Source organism: Chitinimonas prasina (assembly GCF_030160395.1).
GTDB classification, from domain to species: Bacteria; Pseudomonadota; Gammaproteobacteria; order Burkholderiales; family Chitinimonadaceae; genus Chitinimonas; species Chitinimonas prasina.
Genome location: NZ_BSOG01000001.1, coordinates 1 through 14,513 on the forward strand (window position 1 = coordinate 1; position 14,513 = coordinate 14,513).

At 57.4% G+C, this 14,513-nt stretch carries 16 protein-coding genes and 1 pseudogene; 11 read left to right on the top strand and 6 right to left on the bottom strand.

Features of this window, described 5'->3' with window-relative positions:
• Nucleotides 1-281: 281 nt before the first annotated feature.
• Nucleotides 282-482, bottom strand: coding sequence for an oxidoreductase-like domain-containing protein (locus QQK16_RS00005; protein ID WP_284194376.1), 201 nt, complete (start codon nucleotides 480-482; stop codon nucleotides 282-284).
• 57 nt (nucleotides 483-539) lie between these two features.
• Here QQK16_RS00005 and dnaX point away from each other — a divergent pair, with 57 nt between their 5' ends.
• From dnaX to QQK16_RS00045, 8 genes are all read left to right on the top strand, one after another.
• Complete coding sequence (dnaX, locus tag QQK16_RS00010) at nucleotides 540-2,321, top strand: DNA polymerase III subunit gamma/tau (protein WP_284194377.1); 1,782 nt, start codon at nucleotides 540-542, stop codon at nucleotides 2,319-2,321.
• Between the two features lie 37 nt (nucleotides 2,322-2,358).
• A complete protein-coding gene (locus tag QQK16_RS00015) occupies nucleotides 2,359-2,688 on the top strand; it encodes a YbaB/EbfC family nucleoid-associated protein (protein WP_284194378.1) in 330 nt (109 codons plus the stop codon).
• A 2-nt stretch (nucleotides 2,689-2,690) separates the two neighbouring features.
• Complete coding sequence (locus QQK16_RS00020; RefSeq protein ID WP_284194379.1) at nucleotides 2,691-3,152, top strand: hypothetical protein; 462 nt, start codon at nucleotides 2,691-2,693, stop codon at nucleotides 3,150-3,152.
• A complete protein-coding gene (gene recR / locus QQK16_RS00025; protein WP_284194380.1) occupies nucleotides 3,149-3,745 on the top strand; it encodes a recombination mediator RecR in 597 nt (198 codons plus the stop codon). The genes QQK16_RS00020 and recR overlap by 4 nt, the downstream gene beginning before the upstream one ends.
• A 282-nt stretch (nucleotides 3,746-4,027) precedes the next feature.
• Complete coding sequence (gene minC / locus QQK16_RS00030; RefSeq protein ID WP_284194381.1) at nucleotides 4,028-4,759, top strand: septum site-determining protein MinC; 732 nt, start codon at nucleotides 4,028-4,030, stop codon at nucleotides 4,757-4,759.
• Nucleotides 4,760-4,790: 31 nt separating this feature from the next.
• Nucleotides 4,791-5,600 carry a septum site-determining protein MinD gene (gene minD / locus QQK16_RS00035; protein WP_284194382.1) on the top strand — a complete coding sequence of 270 codons (810 nt, stop codon included), beginning with the start codon at nucleotides 4,791-4,793 and terminating at the stop codon, nucleotides 5,598-5,600.
• Nucleotides 5,601-5,603: 3 nt separating this feature from the next.
• A complete protein-coding gene (gene minE / locus QQK16_RS00040) occupies nucleotides 5,604-5,864 on the top strand; it encodes a cell division topological specificity factor MinE (RefSeq protein ID WP_284194383.1) in 261 nt (86 codons plus the stop codon).
• Between the two features lie 89 nt (nucleotides 5,865-5,953).
• Nucleotides 5,954-7,678: a Sel1-like repeat-containing protein kinase family protein gene (locus tag QQK16_RS00045; protein ID WP_284194384.1), complete on the top strand. Its 1,725-nt coding sequence runs from the start codon at nucleotides 5,954-5,956 to the stop codon at nucleotides 7,676-7,678.
• Between the two features lie 141 nt (nucleotides 7,679-7,819).
• Here QQK16_RS00045 and QQK16_RS00050 read toward each other — a convergent pair whose 3' ends face one another.
• The 4 genes and pseudogenes from QQK16_RS00050 to QQK16_RS00065 all read right to left on the bottom strand — a co-directional run bounded on the left by QQK16_RS00050 (nucleotide 7,820) and on the right by QQK16_RS00065 (nucleotide 11,227).
• On the bottom strand, nucleotides 7,820-8,656 hold the full coding sequence (locus tag QQK16_RS00050; RefSeq protein ID WP_284194385.1) for a universal stress protein: 837 nt from the start codon (nucleotides 8,654-8,656) through the stop codon (nucleotides 7,820-7,822).
• A 173-nt stretch (nucleotides 8,657-8,829) separates the two neighbouring features.
• Nucleotides 8,830-9,309, bottom strand: a pseudogene (locus QQK16_RS00055) (IS5 family transposase); the annotation flags it as partial.
• A gap of 574 nt (nucleotides 9,310-9,883) precedes the next feature.
• Nucleotides 9,884-10,237: a hypothetical protein gene (locus QQK16_RS00060; protein WP_284194386.1), complete on the bottom strand. Its 354-nt coding sequence runs from the start codon at nucleotides 10,235-10,237 to the stop codon at nucleotides 9,884-9,886.
• 132 nt (nucleotides 10,238-10,369) lie between these two features.
• Nucleotides 10,370-11,227 (bottom strand): transposase, encoded by an 858-nt coding sequence (locus QQK16_RS00065; RefSeq protein WP_284194387.1) that lies wholly within the window; start codon nucleotides 11,225-11,227, stop codon nucleotides 10,370-10,372.
• 190 nt (nucleotides 11,228-11,417) lie between these two features.
• Here QQK16_RS00065 and QQK16_RS00070 point away from each other — a divergent pair, with 190 nt between their 5' ends.
• The 3 genes from QQK16_RS00070 to QQK16_RS00080 all read left to right on the top strand — a co-directional run bounded on the left by QQK16_RS00070 (nucleotide 11,418) and on the right by QQK16_RS00080 (nucleotide 13,815).
• Complete coding sequence (locus tag QQK16_RS00070) at nucleotides 11,418-12,131, top strand: hypothetical protein (protein WP_284194388.1); 714 nt, start codon at nucleotides 11,418-11,420, stop codon at nucleotides 12,129-12,131.
• A complete protein-coding gene (locus QQK16_RS00075; protein ID WP_284194389.1) occupies nucleotides 12,106-12,513 on the top strand; it encodes a hypothetical protein in 408 nt (135 codons plus the stop codon). The genes QQK16_RS00070 and QQK16_RS00075 overlap by 26 nt, the downstream gene beginning before the upstream one ends.
• A 291-nt stretch (nucleotides 12,514-12,804) precedes the next feature.
• Nucleotides 12,805-13,815 carry an IS110 family transposase gene (locus QQK16_RS00080; RefSeq protein ID WP_284194390.1) on the top strand — a complete coding sequence of 337 codons (1,011 nt, stop codon included), beginning with the start codon at nucleotides 12,805-12,807 and terminating at the stop codon, nucleotides 13,813-13,815.
• A gap of 34 nt (nucleotides 13,816-13,849) precedes the next feature.
• Here QQK16_RS00080 and QQK16_RS00085 read toward each other — a convergent pair whose 3' ends face one another.
• The gene (locus tag QQK16_RS00085) at nucleotides 13,850-14,287 is read right to left on the bottom strand and encodes a hypothetical protein (protein ID WP_284194391.1); all 438 of its coding nucleotides are present in this window, start codon (nucleotides 14,285-14,287) and stop codon (nucleotides 13,850-13,852) included.
• Nucleotides 14,288-14,513: the final 226 nt, after the last annotated feature.

Consider the following 14,513-nt stretch of genomic DNA (forward strand, 5'->3'; position numbering starts at 1 on the left):
CGTTTTTGTCTGCGTCAGCAGCAGAGAAGCGAACTATACGCACCCTCCCCGAACACGTCAACACCTCCTCCGCAAAATTCCGCTACTTTCCGCACCAACACGCCTAAGTCGCTGATCTGTAATATCTCTGCAACACCCTTTTTTTATCGCATCACAGCCAATACCCGCGCCAACTCACACGCTGCGGAACATCACGCCCTGCAAAAAAACCGAGAAAACCTCAAAAACCATGCAAAACGCCCCGCAAGCGGGGCGTTCGGGGGTGTGATGGTCAATATTTGCTATATAAGTTTAGTGCCCGTCTTTTCATTCTGTCGCAGCAGCCATTGCGCATGCTTGAGTCGATACTCCTGCAGCTCCTCGCTATAGAAATCGAAGATGCAAGGATCGCAACCACTACCGCAACAGGCTTCCGGCTCCGGCGCAATAGGGGGCAATGGCTCAGGATCGTCATCCTGGCGTGGTGGTGAGGTCTCAGTCATGTAACTTCTGCACTCCTTCAATCAGCCTGCCGGTACTCATCTGCTAGAATCGCCGGCATGACCTATCAAGTTCTCGCCCGCAAGTGGCGACCCAAATCCTTTGCCACGCTGGTCGGCCAGGAGCATGTGGTCAAGGCCCTGAGCAATGCACTGGAAAACCAGCGCCTGCATCACGCCTATCTGCTCACCGGCACCCGCGGGGTGGGCAAGACCACCATTGCCCGCATACTGGCCAAATCGCTTAACTGCGAAACCGGCATTACCGCCACCCCCTGTGGCAGTTGCGACGCCTGTCGGCAAATCGATGCTGGACGCTTTGTTGACCTGCTGGAGATCGATGCTGCGTCCAACACCGGCATAGATAATATCCGCGAAGTGCTGGACAACGCCCAGTATGCCCCCACCCAAGGGCGCTTCAAGGTCTACATCATCGATGAAGTGCACATGCTATCCAAGAGTGCCTTCAATGCCATGCTGAAGACACTGGAGGAACCACCAGGACACGTCAAGTTCATCCTGGCCACCACCGATCCGCAGAAGGTGCCTGTTACCGTCCTGTCCCGCTGTTTGCAGTTCTCGCTACGGCAGATGCTGCCACAACAGGTCAGCAGCCACCTGCAGCATGTATTGGAAGCGGAGCCCATAAGCTATGAGCCCGGCGCACTGACCCTGCTGGGCCATGCCGCCGCCGGCTCCATGCGCGATGCCCTGTCGCTGCTGGATCAAGCCATCGCCTATGGCGGTGGCAAGGTTGAGGAAGCCGGCGTACGTGCCATGCTGGGTGCCGTGGACCAGTCCTATCTACACGAATTGCTACAGCATCTGGCAGCGCAGGATGGCCCCAGCCTGATGGCCGCAGCCGAGCAACTAGCCACCCGTGGCGTGGGCAGCGATGCCGCGCTGCAGGAGCTCGCTTCACTGTTGCATCAGCTCGCCGTACTGCTGGCCGTGCCGGCCGCCATCCCAGTCGATCATCCTCAGCATGCTGCCCTCCACGCCTTGAGCAGCTTGTTCACCCCCGAGGACATCCAGCTTTACTACCAGATCGCCCTGCAAGGCCGACGCGACCTAAGCCTCGCCCCCGATGAATTCGCCGGGCTGAGCATGACACTGCTGCGTATGCTGGCCTTTGCGCCCAGCAACAAAGCCGTTGCCGCCCGGCCTGCAAAGCCACAAGTAGCAGATACGCCGCAGGCAAGTGTCATGTCCACGCAAGTCTCTCCGGCCATACAGCAGAACCAGGCAACGGCACCCGCGCCAGCAAACCCGCCGGCCAAGGTCGAAGCGCAGGTAGTCCCCGAGCCCGCCACACCCAAGCCCATTGCTCCGGCAACCGACACGCCGCCTTGGCAGGATGCCGCATCGGCAAACGAGCCGCCGCCACCCGCCCCGTTTCCTGATGAAGCGATGGCCGCCCAGCCTCCCCAGGCCGCTACAGCCCCCATCAGCTTCGACGGCGACTGGGCCAGCCTGGTAACGCGCCTGACCTTGGGCGGCAAAGCCGGCATGCTGGCACATCACGCCCAACTGGCAGAGTACGATGGCCTGCGCTTCAAGCTGATCGTGCCGGATGAGCACAAGGTAGTTGCCGGTCCCGATTATCGCGAACGGCTGGAGCACACCTTAAGTCAATACTTCGGCCAGCCAGCCCATGTCAGCATCAGCGTAGGCGGTGGCAGTGAGGCGACTCCTGCAGCCATGCAGCAGCGCGAAAAGCAGGCCCGGCTGGCTGAGGCAACCAGCGCCATCAACAGCGATCCCTTCGTGCAGACCATGATTGCCGATTTCGGCGCCATCGTTCTACCCGATTCCATACAGCCGCGCTCAGATCCCCTCTAAGCGCGCCCTTTCACCCATACGTATCAAGGAGTAGCCAATGTTCAACAAAGGCGGCCTGGGCAATCTGATGAAGCAAGCCCAGCAAATGCAGGACAATATGAAAAAGGCTCAGGAAGAGCTGGCCAACGTCGAAGTCGAAGGCCAGTCTGGCGCCGGCATGGTCAAGATCGTGATGAACTGCCACCACTTGGTTCGTCGCATCAGCATCGACCAGAGTGTGATCGATGATGACAAGGAAATGCTGGAGGACCTGATCGCAGCGGCCTTCAACGACGCCCTGCGCAAGGCCGAGCAAACCTCGCAGGAAAAGATGGCAGGCTTTACCGCAGGCCTGAATCTGCCACCAGGCATGAAGCTGCCCTTCTAAGCATGAAGCAAGGACGCTATCAGCTGGCGTTCCGCACCTACCTACCGGCCAGCGCCAGCACGGTGCTGGCTGGTGTGCTCACGCCAGCAGGCGTCAATGCCGAACTGCGCCCCTGGCTGAGCATGCGCTTCCCTGCACCGTTGCCAGCGCAGTTGCAGGAGTTGCCGCTGCACACCCGTCTGGGTCGATGCTGGCTACTGCTGTTCGGCTTGATCCCGGTGGATTACGAAGACCTCAGTTTCAATGCTATCCATCACGATGGCTTTGAGGAAAACTCCGTGCTATTCAGTCAGCGGCTATGGGCGCATACCCGCCGTGTTACACCCCTGCCCCAGGGCTGCGAGTTATCCGACGAATTGCGCTTTACCCCTCGCCTGCCCGGTACGGGTTGGCTGAGCCTTGTGATCATCCGTCAGTTGTTCAATTGGCGCCACCGACAGCTACGCAGGCTATACCGCCAATGAAAACCCCCTCCTCCCTCAACCAGCTTATTGACGCCCTGCGGGTACTGCCAGGCGTTGGCCCGAAATCTGCTCAGCGCATGGCCTACCACTTGTTGCAGCGCAATCAGGCCGGTGCAGCCGAGCTCGCCCATGCGCTGGCCGATGCCCTGACCAAGCTCAAACACTGCCAGCACTGCAATACCTTTACCGAACTCGACATCTGCGAACTCTGCAGCGACCCTGTGCGAAACGAAGCCCAGCTATGTGTTGTCGAGATGCCGGCCGATCTGTTGCGCATGGAACAGACTCAGGTTTTCCAGGGTCGCTACTTTGTCCTGATGGGGCGGCTTTCGCCGCTGGATGGCGTAGGGCCTGGTGATATCCATTTCGAAAAGCTGCTGGCCCGCGCCCAGGATGGCAAGGTGGAGGAAGTCATCCTCTCCACCAACTTTACTGTCGAAGGCGAAGCTACCGCCCACTACCTGTCCGAGTTCCTGCGCGCCCAAGGCCTGCGGGTCAGCCGCATTGCGCGCGGCCTGCCCTCGGGGGGGGAGCTGGAGCATGTTGATAGCAGCACCTTGGCCCAGGCATTGCTGGAAAGACGCACGCTCTGATCAGTACATTCGGCATCACTTATCCACTGGTCATAGATGTTGAGTCAACGTGGCGCAACACGGGCACCGCTGCCAAAACCATCACAAGCCATTGATATATATGGACGAATTTACGGAATTTTCGATAACCGGTGCTTTTTTCATGCAAGTTCGGCTTGACAGTGCATATCGGGTGTTTTTACCCACAAAGTTATCCACAGCACCATCTGTTGAACGCAGCACCGCGAAACGAGTAAACTCGACATCAATTTTTCCACTGACCGCCGCCGCCGAGCGACTTCAATGACCGCCTCCGTCAAGCCGGCCCCCCAACGCAGTATTGCGCCCTTCGAGATCAAGAGCGCCGCGCTCAACCTGATCGCCTTTGCCCCCAAAACCGCCAATCTGGCCGAGCTTGATGCCGCGCTGGAGAAAAAGCTTGCCGGGCGCAGCGATTTTTTTGGGGGTGACGCCGCTATCCTGGATCTGACCGACTGGCCCAGCACAGCCACAGCGCTGGATCTGTCCGGTTTGGTCGCCCTGCTCCGTCGGGCCGGTTTGCAGCCTATCGCCGTCCGGGGGGGCGCTGCTGCCACCCTGAGCGAAGCCAGCAACGCTGGCTTGGTGGTCATGCCCGATACTGCCGCGCGCGAGCTGCCGGCTGAAGCGCGTGAAGCCCCAGCCGCCGCGCCCGCACAGCAATCGCTGATCATAGACAAGCCAGTCCGCAGCGGGCAGCAAGTCTACGCCCGTGGCGGCGACCTGATCGTACTGGCCCTGGTCAGCCATGGTGCCGAGGTCATCGCTGATGGCAATGTCCATGTCTATGCCCCCCTGCGTGGCCGCGCCCTGGCCGGCGCACGGGGCAATAGCGAGGCCCGCATCTTCACCCATTGCATGGAAGCCGAGTTGCTCTCGGTAGCTGGCGTGTATCGCTCCTTGGACGAGCCACTGCCACAAAGTATCAAGGGTCGTGCCGCGCAAGTCAGGCTCGACGGCAACAAACTGGTCATCGAAGCCTTGAAGCTGGACTGAAAACCTTACTCAAATTCACGGGAAACCTAACGTGGCAAAAATCATCGTCGTCACCTCCGGCAAGGGGGGAGTAGGTAAAACCACTACCAGTGCGAGCTTCGCCTCCGGCCTGGCGCTACGCGGCAAGAAAGTCGCCGTCATCGACTTTGACGTCGGCCTGCGCAACCTCGACCTCATCATGGGTTGCGAGCGTCGCGTGGTCTATGACTTCATCAATGTCATCCAAGGCGAAGCCTCGCTCAAGCAGGCACTGATCAAGGACAAGCACTGCGACAACCTGTTCGTACTGCCCGCATCCCAAACGCGTGACAAGGAAGCACTTACCCGCGAAGGCGTGGAAAAAGTGTTGAAGGAGATGGCCGCAGACGGCTTTGACTACATCATCTGCGACTCGCCTGCCGGTATCGAGACAGGTGCCCTGCTGGCCCTCTACTTTGCCGATGAAGCCCTGGTCGTCACCAACCCCGAAGTGTCCTCTGTTCGTGATTCCGATCGCATCCTGGGCATACTCGATGCGAAGTCGCGCAAGGCAGAGGAAGGCCAGACACTCAAGGCACACCTGCTGATCACCCGCTACGCCCCCAAGCGTGTGGATGCCGGCGAAATGCTGTCGCTGGACGACATACAGCATCTGCTGCGCATTCCCCTGATCGGCGTCATCCCCGAATCCGAGTCGGTGTTGCAAGCATCCAACAGTGGTACCCCTGCCGTACACCTTGAGGGTTCCGAGGTCGCCGAGGCCTATAAAGATGTTGTGGCCCGCTTTCTGGGTGAGGATAAGCCCCTGCGCTTTATCGAAGCGCCCAAGCAAGGCTGGCTCAAGCGCCTGTTCGGAGGTTAATCCATGTCTTTCCTCGATTACCTGCTCGGTACCAAGAAGAAATCGGCCTCTGTGGCCCGCGAGCGGCTGCAGATCATCCTGGCGCACGAGCGCGCCGGGCGGGGTGGTCCAGACTACCTGCCAGCCTTGCAGCAAGAGCTGATCGCCGTCATTTCCAAGTATGTTTCGGTTGGCCAGGATGACATCAAGGTATCCCTGGAGCGTCAGGATGATTACGACGTTCTGGAGGTCAACATCGTCTTGCCGGAAGGTGCAAAACGCTGATCATGGTAAAGCCGGGTTCCAACCCGGCTTTTTGCTGCCATAATCGCCGCCAAGCCCGCCAACAGAGCTGGGCCTCATGATCCACCGCCATGACCGACAAGACAGAAGACAACCTACCGCCAGAGCGGCCCATACAACTCGACAAGTTCCTGAGCCAGCGCGATACCGAGCGCTGGTGCAAGCGCCTGTCCGCCGATTATCCAGCAGCCGATTACTGGCTATGCCACGAAGCCCGCATACTGCAAGGCTTCCAGCGTGACCAACGGCATGCAGCCCGCTTTGTGGCTGTCGATCTGGACCGGCAAGCCCTGATCAGCGAGGCAAGCGGCCACCCGCTTACCCATTGGCTGGCCACCCCGGTGGGGGAGCTGGAACACCCCTTCCAGCGCTCCAGTGACCTGGTGCGACTGGTGCTGGCCAGCCTGCGTGCCCTCTCCCACCTGAGCCGTGCCGGACTTGTCCACGGGGGCTTGCGGCCGGACCTGATCGTCCTGCACCAGAACGACAAGCAAGAGATCGACTACGACAGCCTGACGCTGATCGACTTCGGTGTAGCCCGCAGCGCCCAGCATCGCATCGAAAAACCCCTGTTCATCGATCTCGCCAGCCCGGACGCCACCTATCTTGCCCCCACCATGCGCGATGCCATACTGCGTGACTGGCAGACCTACGCCAAGCTGGTGGGCGAAAGCGGCAAGTCCAGCTGGTACGAGCTATCAGAGTCGGCAAGGCACCAGTACGCCAGCGTGCTGATACCGGACCTCGCCATCAACACCCTGGACTGGCGTGTCGACCTGTACGCACTGGGCCATTGGTTCAAGCAGATCTCGCTGCACCGCATCGACTACTACAAGGATGCGCACCAGGAAACGTTGCCGGCGTTGATCAAGAAGATGCAAAAGCCGGTATTGCAAGGTGGCTTCACCAGCCTGGATGCCTGTATCAAGGCCTTCGAGGCGCTGGAGGTCGACAAGCGCGCCCTGGCCATTGCCGAAGCACCGCAAACAGCCGGTGTGTTCACCATGCAGCCCACGCCCGTGCTGCACCCCAGCGCGGGTCAGCGCCCGGTGGCGGTACCGTTGCAGGATGATGAGTTCTCCCCCAGCCCCATAGGCATGACGCGCCGTGACAGTCGGCCAGAAGCCCCCAGCGGTCGCGGTAAGCTGCTGGGTGTCGGTGTCGGCCTGATCATCGTGGCCGCCTTGGGTGCCGCCCTGCTCAGTTCCAAAGAACAGCACGCCAGCCCCAATGAACCTGCACCCGCGCCAGCCGACACAGTACAGACTGCCAGCGTCGACGTAGCCCCGCCCGTGCTGACCGACAATAGCGCCAACCCGCCACAACTGGCCGATACCACGGCACTGGCAGGGCTAGCCTTGCCAGAACTGCAGCGAGCCGCCGAAGCAGGCGACCCGGCTGCGCAGACACAGCTGGGCCTGCGCTATCGCAAAGGCCAGGGAGTGACCGCAGACAATATCAAAGCGGTAGAGTGGTATCGCAAGGCTGCCGAGCAACAACATGCCGATGCACAGGCCTATTTGGGCTTTATGTACATGACCGGACGCGGTGTACGGAAGGATGACCTGGAGGCAGTACGCTATTCGCGCCTGGCAGCCGAGCAAGGCAACGCCACAGGCCAGTACAACCTCGCCCTGATGCACCTGGCTGGTCGCGGCGTACCGCTGGACAAGGTCGCCGCCTACCGCCTGTTAAAGCAAGCTGCCCAGCAGGATGACGCAGCCAGGGCCAGGCTGGCCGAAGTCCGGCAGCAGTTGAGCGCTGCTCAACTGGCCGACGCCGACGCCAACCCATGAGGTAGTGCAAGGCGCCTAGCGGTACGGCAGCCGCCAGTGGCTTGCCGTACCTACGCACTTTGGTGCACCAGCCCGATCCAGCACCCTTGGCTGGCTGGGCGTGCCTGGGAGGCGATCTCGGGGCAGGCCTCCCGGCACTGCTCAATGCGACATCAGCACCGGCACCGTCATGGCCTCCAGCATGGTACGGCTTGCCCCACCCATCACCATTTCGCGCAAGCGAGAGTGACCATAGAGTCCCATCACCAGCAGATCGACCTGCCTGTCGGCAGCCACGGTCAGCAAGACCTCACCGATATCGCGGCTGAACGCCGTGTCCTTCACCACCTCGACCTCCACGCCGTGGCGGGCCAGGTATAAACCCACATCTGCACCCGGCAATTGGCCGTGTACGCCGGGATCCATGCTGGCATTGACGATCAGCACAGTCACCTTCTTGGATCGGCGCAACAAGGGCAAGGCGTCGGTCAGGGCTCGGGTTGCCTCCCGGCTGCCATTCCAGGCCACCATGGCATGCTGATCCAGAGTAGGGAAACTGCCCGCATGCGGCACCGCCAGTACGGGGCGGCCGCAAGCCATCGCTACATCCTGCAGCAGCGTTGCTGGCAAACCGTCCGCAGGCGAGGCTGGATCGTGCTGCCCCATCACCACCAGATCCTGATATCGAGCATGCAGGCAGATGGCTTCAGCCGGCACGCCGATCTGCTGATGCCAGCTCGACTGATTGGGATGCTGCTGGGTCAGACGCTCGAACAACTCCCGCGCCTGCATCGCCGCGCGCTCAATATCTTCATGTATGGCGTAGTAGACCGAACCGGCGCCGCCGCCGGGTTCCATCACATTGATGTAGGGCGATGGCGCCACAAACAGCCCTGTCAGATGGGCCTCGTGAGCCTGCGCCAGATGCAGGGCAAAGCGTATGCGGGCGGCGGCGTGTGGGCCGCTGTCCACCTGGACCAGGATATTGCGATAGCTCATGTTGTGTTCCTCCTGTGGCATTCGAGATAAAAACCTTGCTCAAGTTCGTTTTTATGCCTGTTTTGACCTCCTGCATTTGATTGGGATCAAGCTCGCCCTCAGAAAACTTAGTTCCCCTAGGCTTTGTTGCACAATGCAGCTGAAAGTTGAGTTTCCCCAAACCCCAGACGGATTTATGCCACCCCCACCGTTTGCGGCTTGCCCAGTTGGGTGAAGTGGTTGAGCAAGGCAGCACGGACTTGCAGCTCCGCTAACTGGTCCTCGAAGGTGCGTGCCTTCACCCGCTCCCCCAGCAATTTGAAGCAGCGCATCTTGGCTTCGACCAAACTCCGACGGTGGTAACCGCCCCAACGTTTCCAGATCGCCGAGCCCAGCCGACGCATCGCGCGCAATGCTTCGTTGCGCACTGCGGCGCCAGCTTGGTTTACCTTGCCAGGCCGGCCGTTCGTCCGCACCGGGATGATCGCTTCAGCGCCGCGTTCGGTAATCGTACGGTGGCAGCGCTTGGTGTCGTACGCGCCATCGGTCACCAGGCTGGTGATGGCTTCGTCGGCCGGGATCTGCGCCAGCAGATCAGGCAGCACCGGTGTGTCGCCGACGCTGTTCCCCGTCACTTCAATCGCGCAGATTTCCAGCATCTCCGCGTCGATGCCCCGCACCTTACTCTCACATAGTCACCAAGTACTTGATCTGACGAAGGTTTTAGTAGGCGGCAGGATTTTACGGGTCGGGCTGTTCTAGGGGTGTTCGTAGAACGCATCTAGAACAGCCTGAAACAGGCCAAGAACAGAGATAGAACGGGCATAGAACAGTGTAGGTAGCAGAAAGCCGGTACGGCGTGAACCGGTACCGGCTTTGTGCACTACGCCTTGCGACCCAATGGGTTACGCGCTACGGGCTGCCGCGCAAAATACAAGACTGACCCCGCGCCTTGTTCGCACACCTGCCCGAGAAGTACCAGAAATTCCCGGCAATCGCCCTCGGCAAGATAGATGTCTTCACGCCGATCACCGCGTGAGGTGATGTGGTACAGCGCACCTGCGAACTCAAGTCTAAGGGGGCGGGCCATGAGTTTTCAGCAATACCGTTAAGCAGAGGTATCAGTGTAGACCTATCGGCAATGGGATGCAAAAAACAAGACCTGACCCCCATTCTTTTGCGTCAGGCAAGCCGTTTGATTTGAGTCACGGGAAAACGGGGCTTGCTATTCAAGACGGTATCTGACCCCTAGTCCTGCTGCTTCGGCTCGGCACCAATCTTCCACTTAGAATTGAGAGGAAAAATATCAAACGCATAATATCCGCTAATCACACCTTGGCAATTTTCTAGAAAATTTTTAGCATCCAATTCTTTTTTAAAATGGCGGCGAACAAGGCGTTCAAACGACACCAAATCCTCAGATTTTTTCAAAAAAACCTTATAGTTCTTTCCAACCTCAAATCCGCCAGAGATACCAAATCCAATCTCTCTCACCTTGATCTTTCCTTTAGCAATTTGCTTTACATAACCAATCGTTTGGTACCCACACATTTGCGTGCCTACAGTCCTGACTTCACTACTTAGCACTCGAACCAACAACACCAAATCCGCCTTTCTAGTGGCAGATACATCCGAATCCCGAACGTATGAATTAGGAAAAACACTGCCGGCCGATAAAATCAGAAATACTAAACGAGACCACCAAGCAGTGGACCTTGCTAATGCATATCGGGGTCAGGTCTTGTATTTTGCATTTCTGGACACAATCCTGCTTACCGATGCGTAATGCAATCCAAAATACTCAGCCACCTCTTGCAAAGTATAACCACCACTCCGGTAGGCCTCGACTATCGCCGTATTCCTTTCCGGATACTGGCCTGCATACCAACCCAAGGGCTTGCCTACGGGCCGGCGCTGGGCGCGGGGAATCTCACGCAGACTGCTTGCTGCAGACGCTAGCTGGCTCAGACGAACCTGCATCTGATCAAGGAATGCATCACTACCCAAGAATACCTGGCCCCGTAACTCTCCCCACGGTGAGCTGCGGCCAACTCCTTGTGCAACGAAGTGGCAGTAACGCTCGCGGGCTTGGTTAATTTCCTCACCGAAACTCGCCAACAAGGGCTTGACCTCAAGCCAGTCTGGCGTCGTCTCTCCCACCATGGCCGGATAGCTACTCCAGGGCCAATCGATCAACTCGGCCACCATGCCAGCGCGAAGCGGATTAAGTACGACATAGCGGGACAGTTCCAATAAGTAACTGTCCCGCTCTACCAGAATACCTTTGTACCGCCCTTGAAACACATGGCCCACCCGGCCGTGAGTACGATTAAAGTACTGGGTATAGACCCCATTGAGCTGACGCATACCCGCCGACAGGTTCCCCTCCACCGTCTCCACCACAAGGTGGTAGTGGTTGGTCATCAGGCAATAGGCGTGGATCCGCCAGTTGAACCGTTCGCACACCTGCCCGAGCAGTACCAGAAATTCCCGGCGATCGCCCTCGGCAAGATAGATGTCTTCACGCCGATCACCGCGTGAGGTGATGTGGTACAGCGCACCAGCGAACTCCAGTCTAAGGGGGCGGGCCATGGATTGTCAGCGACCTCGTTAAGCAGAGGTATCAGTGTAGACCTAACGGCAATGTGATGCAAAAAACAAGACCTGACCCCAACTCTGTGTAGTAGAGGGGGTTCAAATTGGTCTCGCTGTGGGCGTCACGGCCAACCCCCATGTGGCAACCGGCATCGGCGCGTTTACGATAGGAAGCGGCATACGCCAAGTGTATGATGGCAACACCAGCGGTGGATTGACCACGATGGCGTTCGGCGCTCTGGAAATAGGCGGTGGCTATGTTGTAGGGAAAACCCTGAAGGCGCTTGAGGTGACGACCATGGCGCTGCGCCGAGAGCGGGATGTGTTGGCGGTTGCGTCGATGAGTGAGCATAACCTTCTGCTCGGTGGTACGGCAGTGCGTGGGGGTGTGAATGTTCCAAACAGTTTTACCAATGAAGGTACAAGTCTAAGTAAGTTAGGGCCGGGAGGATTGCCCGAAGGGCTGAATCCAATGCCAAAGGCAAAGCTTGATTTCTGGATCGATTATCTGACTAAACGGGGGGTGAAACTTGAGATCGGGACCGATGAAGCCTACCGTGTTTTGAATGCGCGCGGTGCTCAGGGTCTATTTACGTCAAGGATAGTTGATCATGAGACAAACACATTCGCCAGGACGATATATTTGCCTGAAAATCCGAACGCTTCGGTATTTTATGAGGAGGGGTTACATGCTTTGGACTCCCTCAAAGGTCGTCCACATGCGATGGAATTGAATGGCCGGACAATTGATGCCTTTGAGTATCGTGCCAAGAGTATTTTGCTGGACGCCCCCCAAAGCGCTTTGCATATGAAGAGCGTATGGAATTGGAACAGCAGCTTGAACTCGTCAAGCAGAATCGTTACTGAGAGCGCACATGAAAACGACGTTGGAAATATTTAAATTATCGGCGGGCCACTATGAGTTTAGGCTGACATTTTTAAATGACCTGAATCAGTCTATTTTTTTTGAAATGGAAAGTCTGCGGCGCTCTGCTGAAAGGGTTGGCCTAAGAATTCAGTGCACAACTGGCATACTTGAGCCAATCGAGTTTGAGATGGTTAACTATAGAAATTTGCCACTTCCAATTGAACTGGGAGCCGGTCAATCGCGCACTTTGATTTTCCCTGCAGAACTGAAGCGACAGGGTGGTTTTTTGGGGCTCTATTTCACAGGTGCGACATACAAAGTGGAGCCAGGAGTGACGTATCGCGTTGATTACAAATTTCATGAATTTAGTTCAAATTTTGTTGACTGGAGCGTTACCGGTGATGATGGATTCTAGTTCCAAGCACCACGACTGGCGGATTTAAGAAAACCATGGGGTCTTGTATTTTGCACTCCGTGGCTGTTTGGATTATGCAAAATACAAGACCTCGTATCTTGGCGCTGTTCCCAATCTCAATTGTAATACCGAGGTAGGGCACGTTGAGCAACGAGACATCGACAAGACTTTAGGCCAATGATCCTGTGGGTCAGATAGGTGCCGTGGCTCTTCTTCGTTCAAGCAAACCGGACGGTAACTTGGGCCATGCCCATCGGTGGCAGGAGCCTGCATACGAGGAGGGTTGGAACGATGCAAGTCACGGAATACGTGTTCGGAATCGACGTCTCCAAGCGCAAGCTGGATACCGCCTTGCTGCACAACGGCAAGATCAAGTCCAAGGTCTTCGAGAACTCTACCGCCGGCCATGTCGCCATGCTGTTATGGCTGATGGATCGGGGCGCTACGCCGTCCACCACCCACCTCTGCCTGGAAGCCACGGGACCCTATAGCGAGCCGGTCGCCCTGGCGATTGTCGAAGCCGGCTGGTCGGTCAGTATCGTCAATCCCGCTCGGATCAAAGGTTTCGCCCAAGGCGAGTTGGCGCGCAACAAGACTGACCAGGCCGATGCGGCACTGTTGGCCCGATTCTGTTCTGCAATGCGTCCTGAGTATTGGACGCCGCCGCCTGCGGAATGGCGCGAGCTGCGTGGCTGGGTGGATCGCCTGGAAGCCTTGAAGGCCATGCACCAGCAAGAGTCCAATCGTCTGGAAGCGCATGAGGTCAGTGGCCAACTTGCCCTGATGCAGGCCGTCCAGTCCCATCTGGATTGGCTCAAGCGTGAGATCGAAGCATTGGCGCTCAAGATCGACGATCACATCGATCGCCATCCCAACCTCAAGCAGGATGCGGATCTGCTGCGGAGCATTCCCGGTGTCAGCCACACTACCGCAGCCAAGGTCTTGGCCTATGCCGGTGATGTGCGCCGCTTCAGCAATGCCAAGGCGCTGGCAGCCTTTATCGGCCTGACACCGAGACAACGGTTATCCGGCAGCTCGGTAAAGGGCCGGACTATCATCAGCCGCACCGGCCACAAGGATCTGCGAAGGGCCTTGTATATGCCGGGCCTGGTGGCGCGACGATACAATCCCGTCCTGAAAACCTTCGCAGATCGGTTGGCAACGACCGGCCTTGCCCCCAAGGCAGTGATCGGGGCCGTGATGCGCAAACTGGCCCATCTGATCTATGGAGTGATCACGTCAGGCAAGCCGTTTGATTTGAATCACAGACAAACGGGGCTTGCTATTCAAGACGGTATCTGACCCCTATTCTCGATGATCCCTATTCTCGATCGCGTCAACTATTGCGACCTCGATACGCTGTGATAGCCCTTCTTAAATCGACATCTGAAACAACAGCATACACACCTTCTTCATGAACAAAAATTACCTTTTTATCATTCAGCAAGAAGAAAAGAACATCACCATTATTAAATAGACGATCGGAGTAACTTTCAACATAACCAGATATCATTGAAGGCAGCTCATCACGCCCAACTAAAAAAGCCACATCGTTACAATAAGAGTACCAACTTATTATCAACACATCTCCACTGGTTTCAATACCCATAGATGTGGAAATATCCGCATCATTAAAATCATCCCAACCTGGAACGGGGGATGCCTCAACCAGGAAGTTATCTAAAGCCCTCTCAACCTCCTCGCGACCGATAGAGTCAACACCGTAACTCGCCTCAATAATTGAATGGGCTTCTTGAAATGACAATCTTTTCATTTGTTATCTCCTCACTTAAAACTTTCCCAGCCTTCAGGCAGTGATCGGGGCCGTGATGCGCAAACTGGCCCATCTGATCTATGGAGTGATCACGTCAGGCAAGCCGTTTGATTTGAATCACAGACAAACGGGGCTTGCTATTCAAGACGGTATCTGACCCCTCGTCTCAGCGTAGAGGTCAGCGTTGCCAATACGAGAACTGAGGGATTCCAACTCACTACGGTCG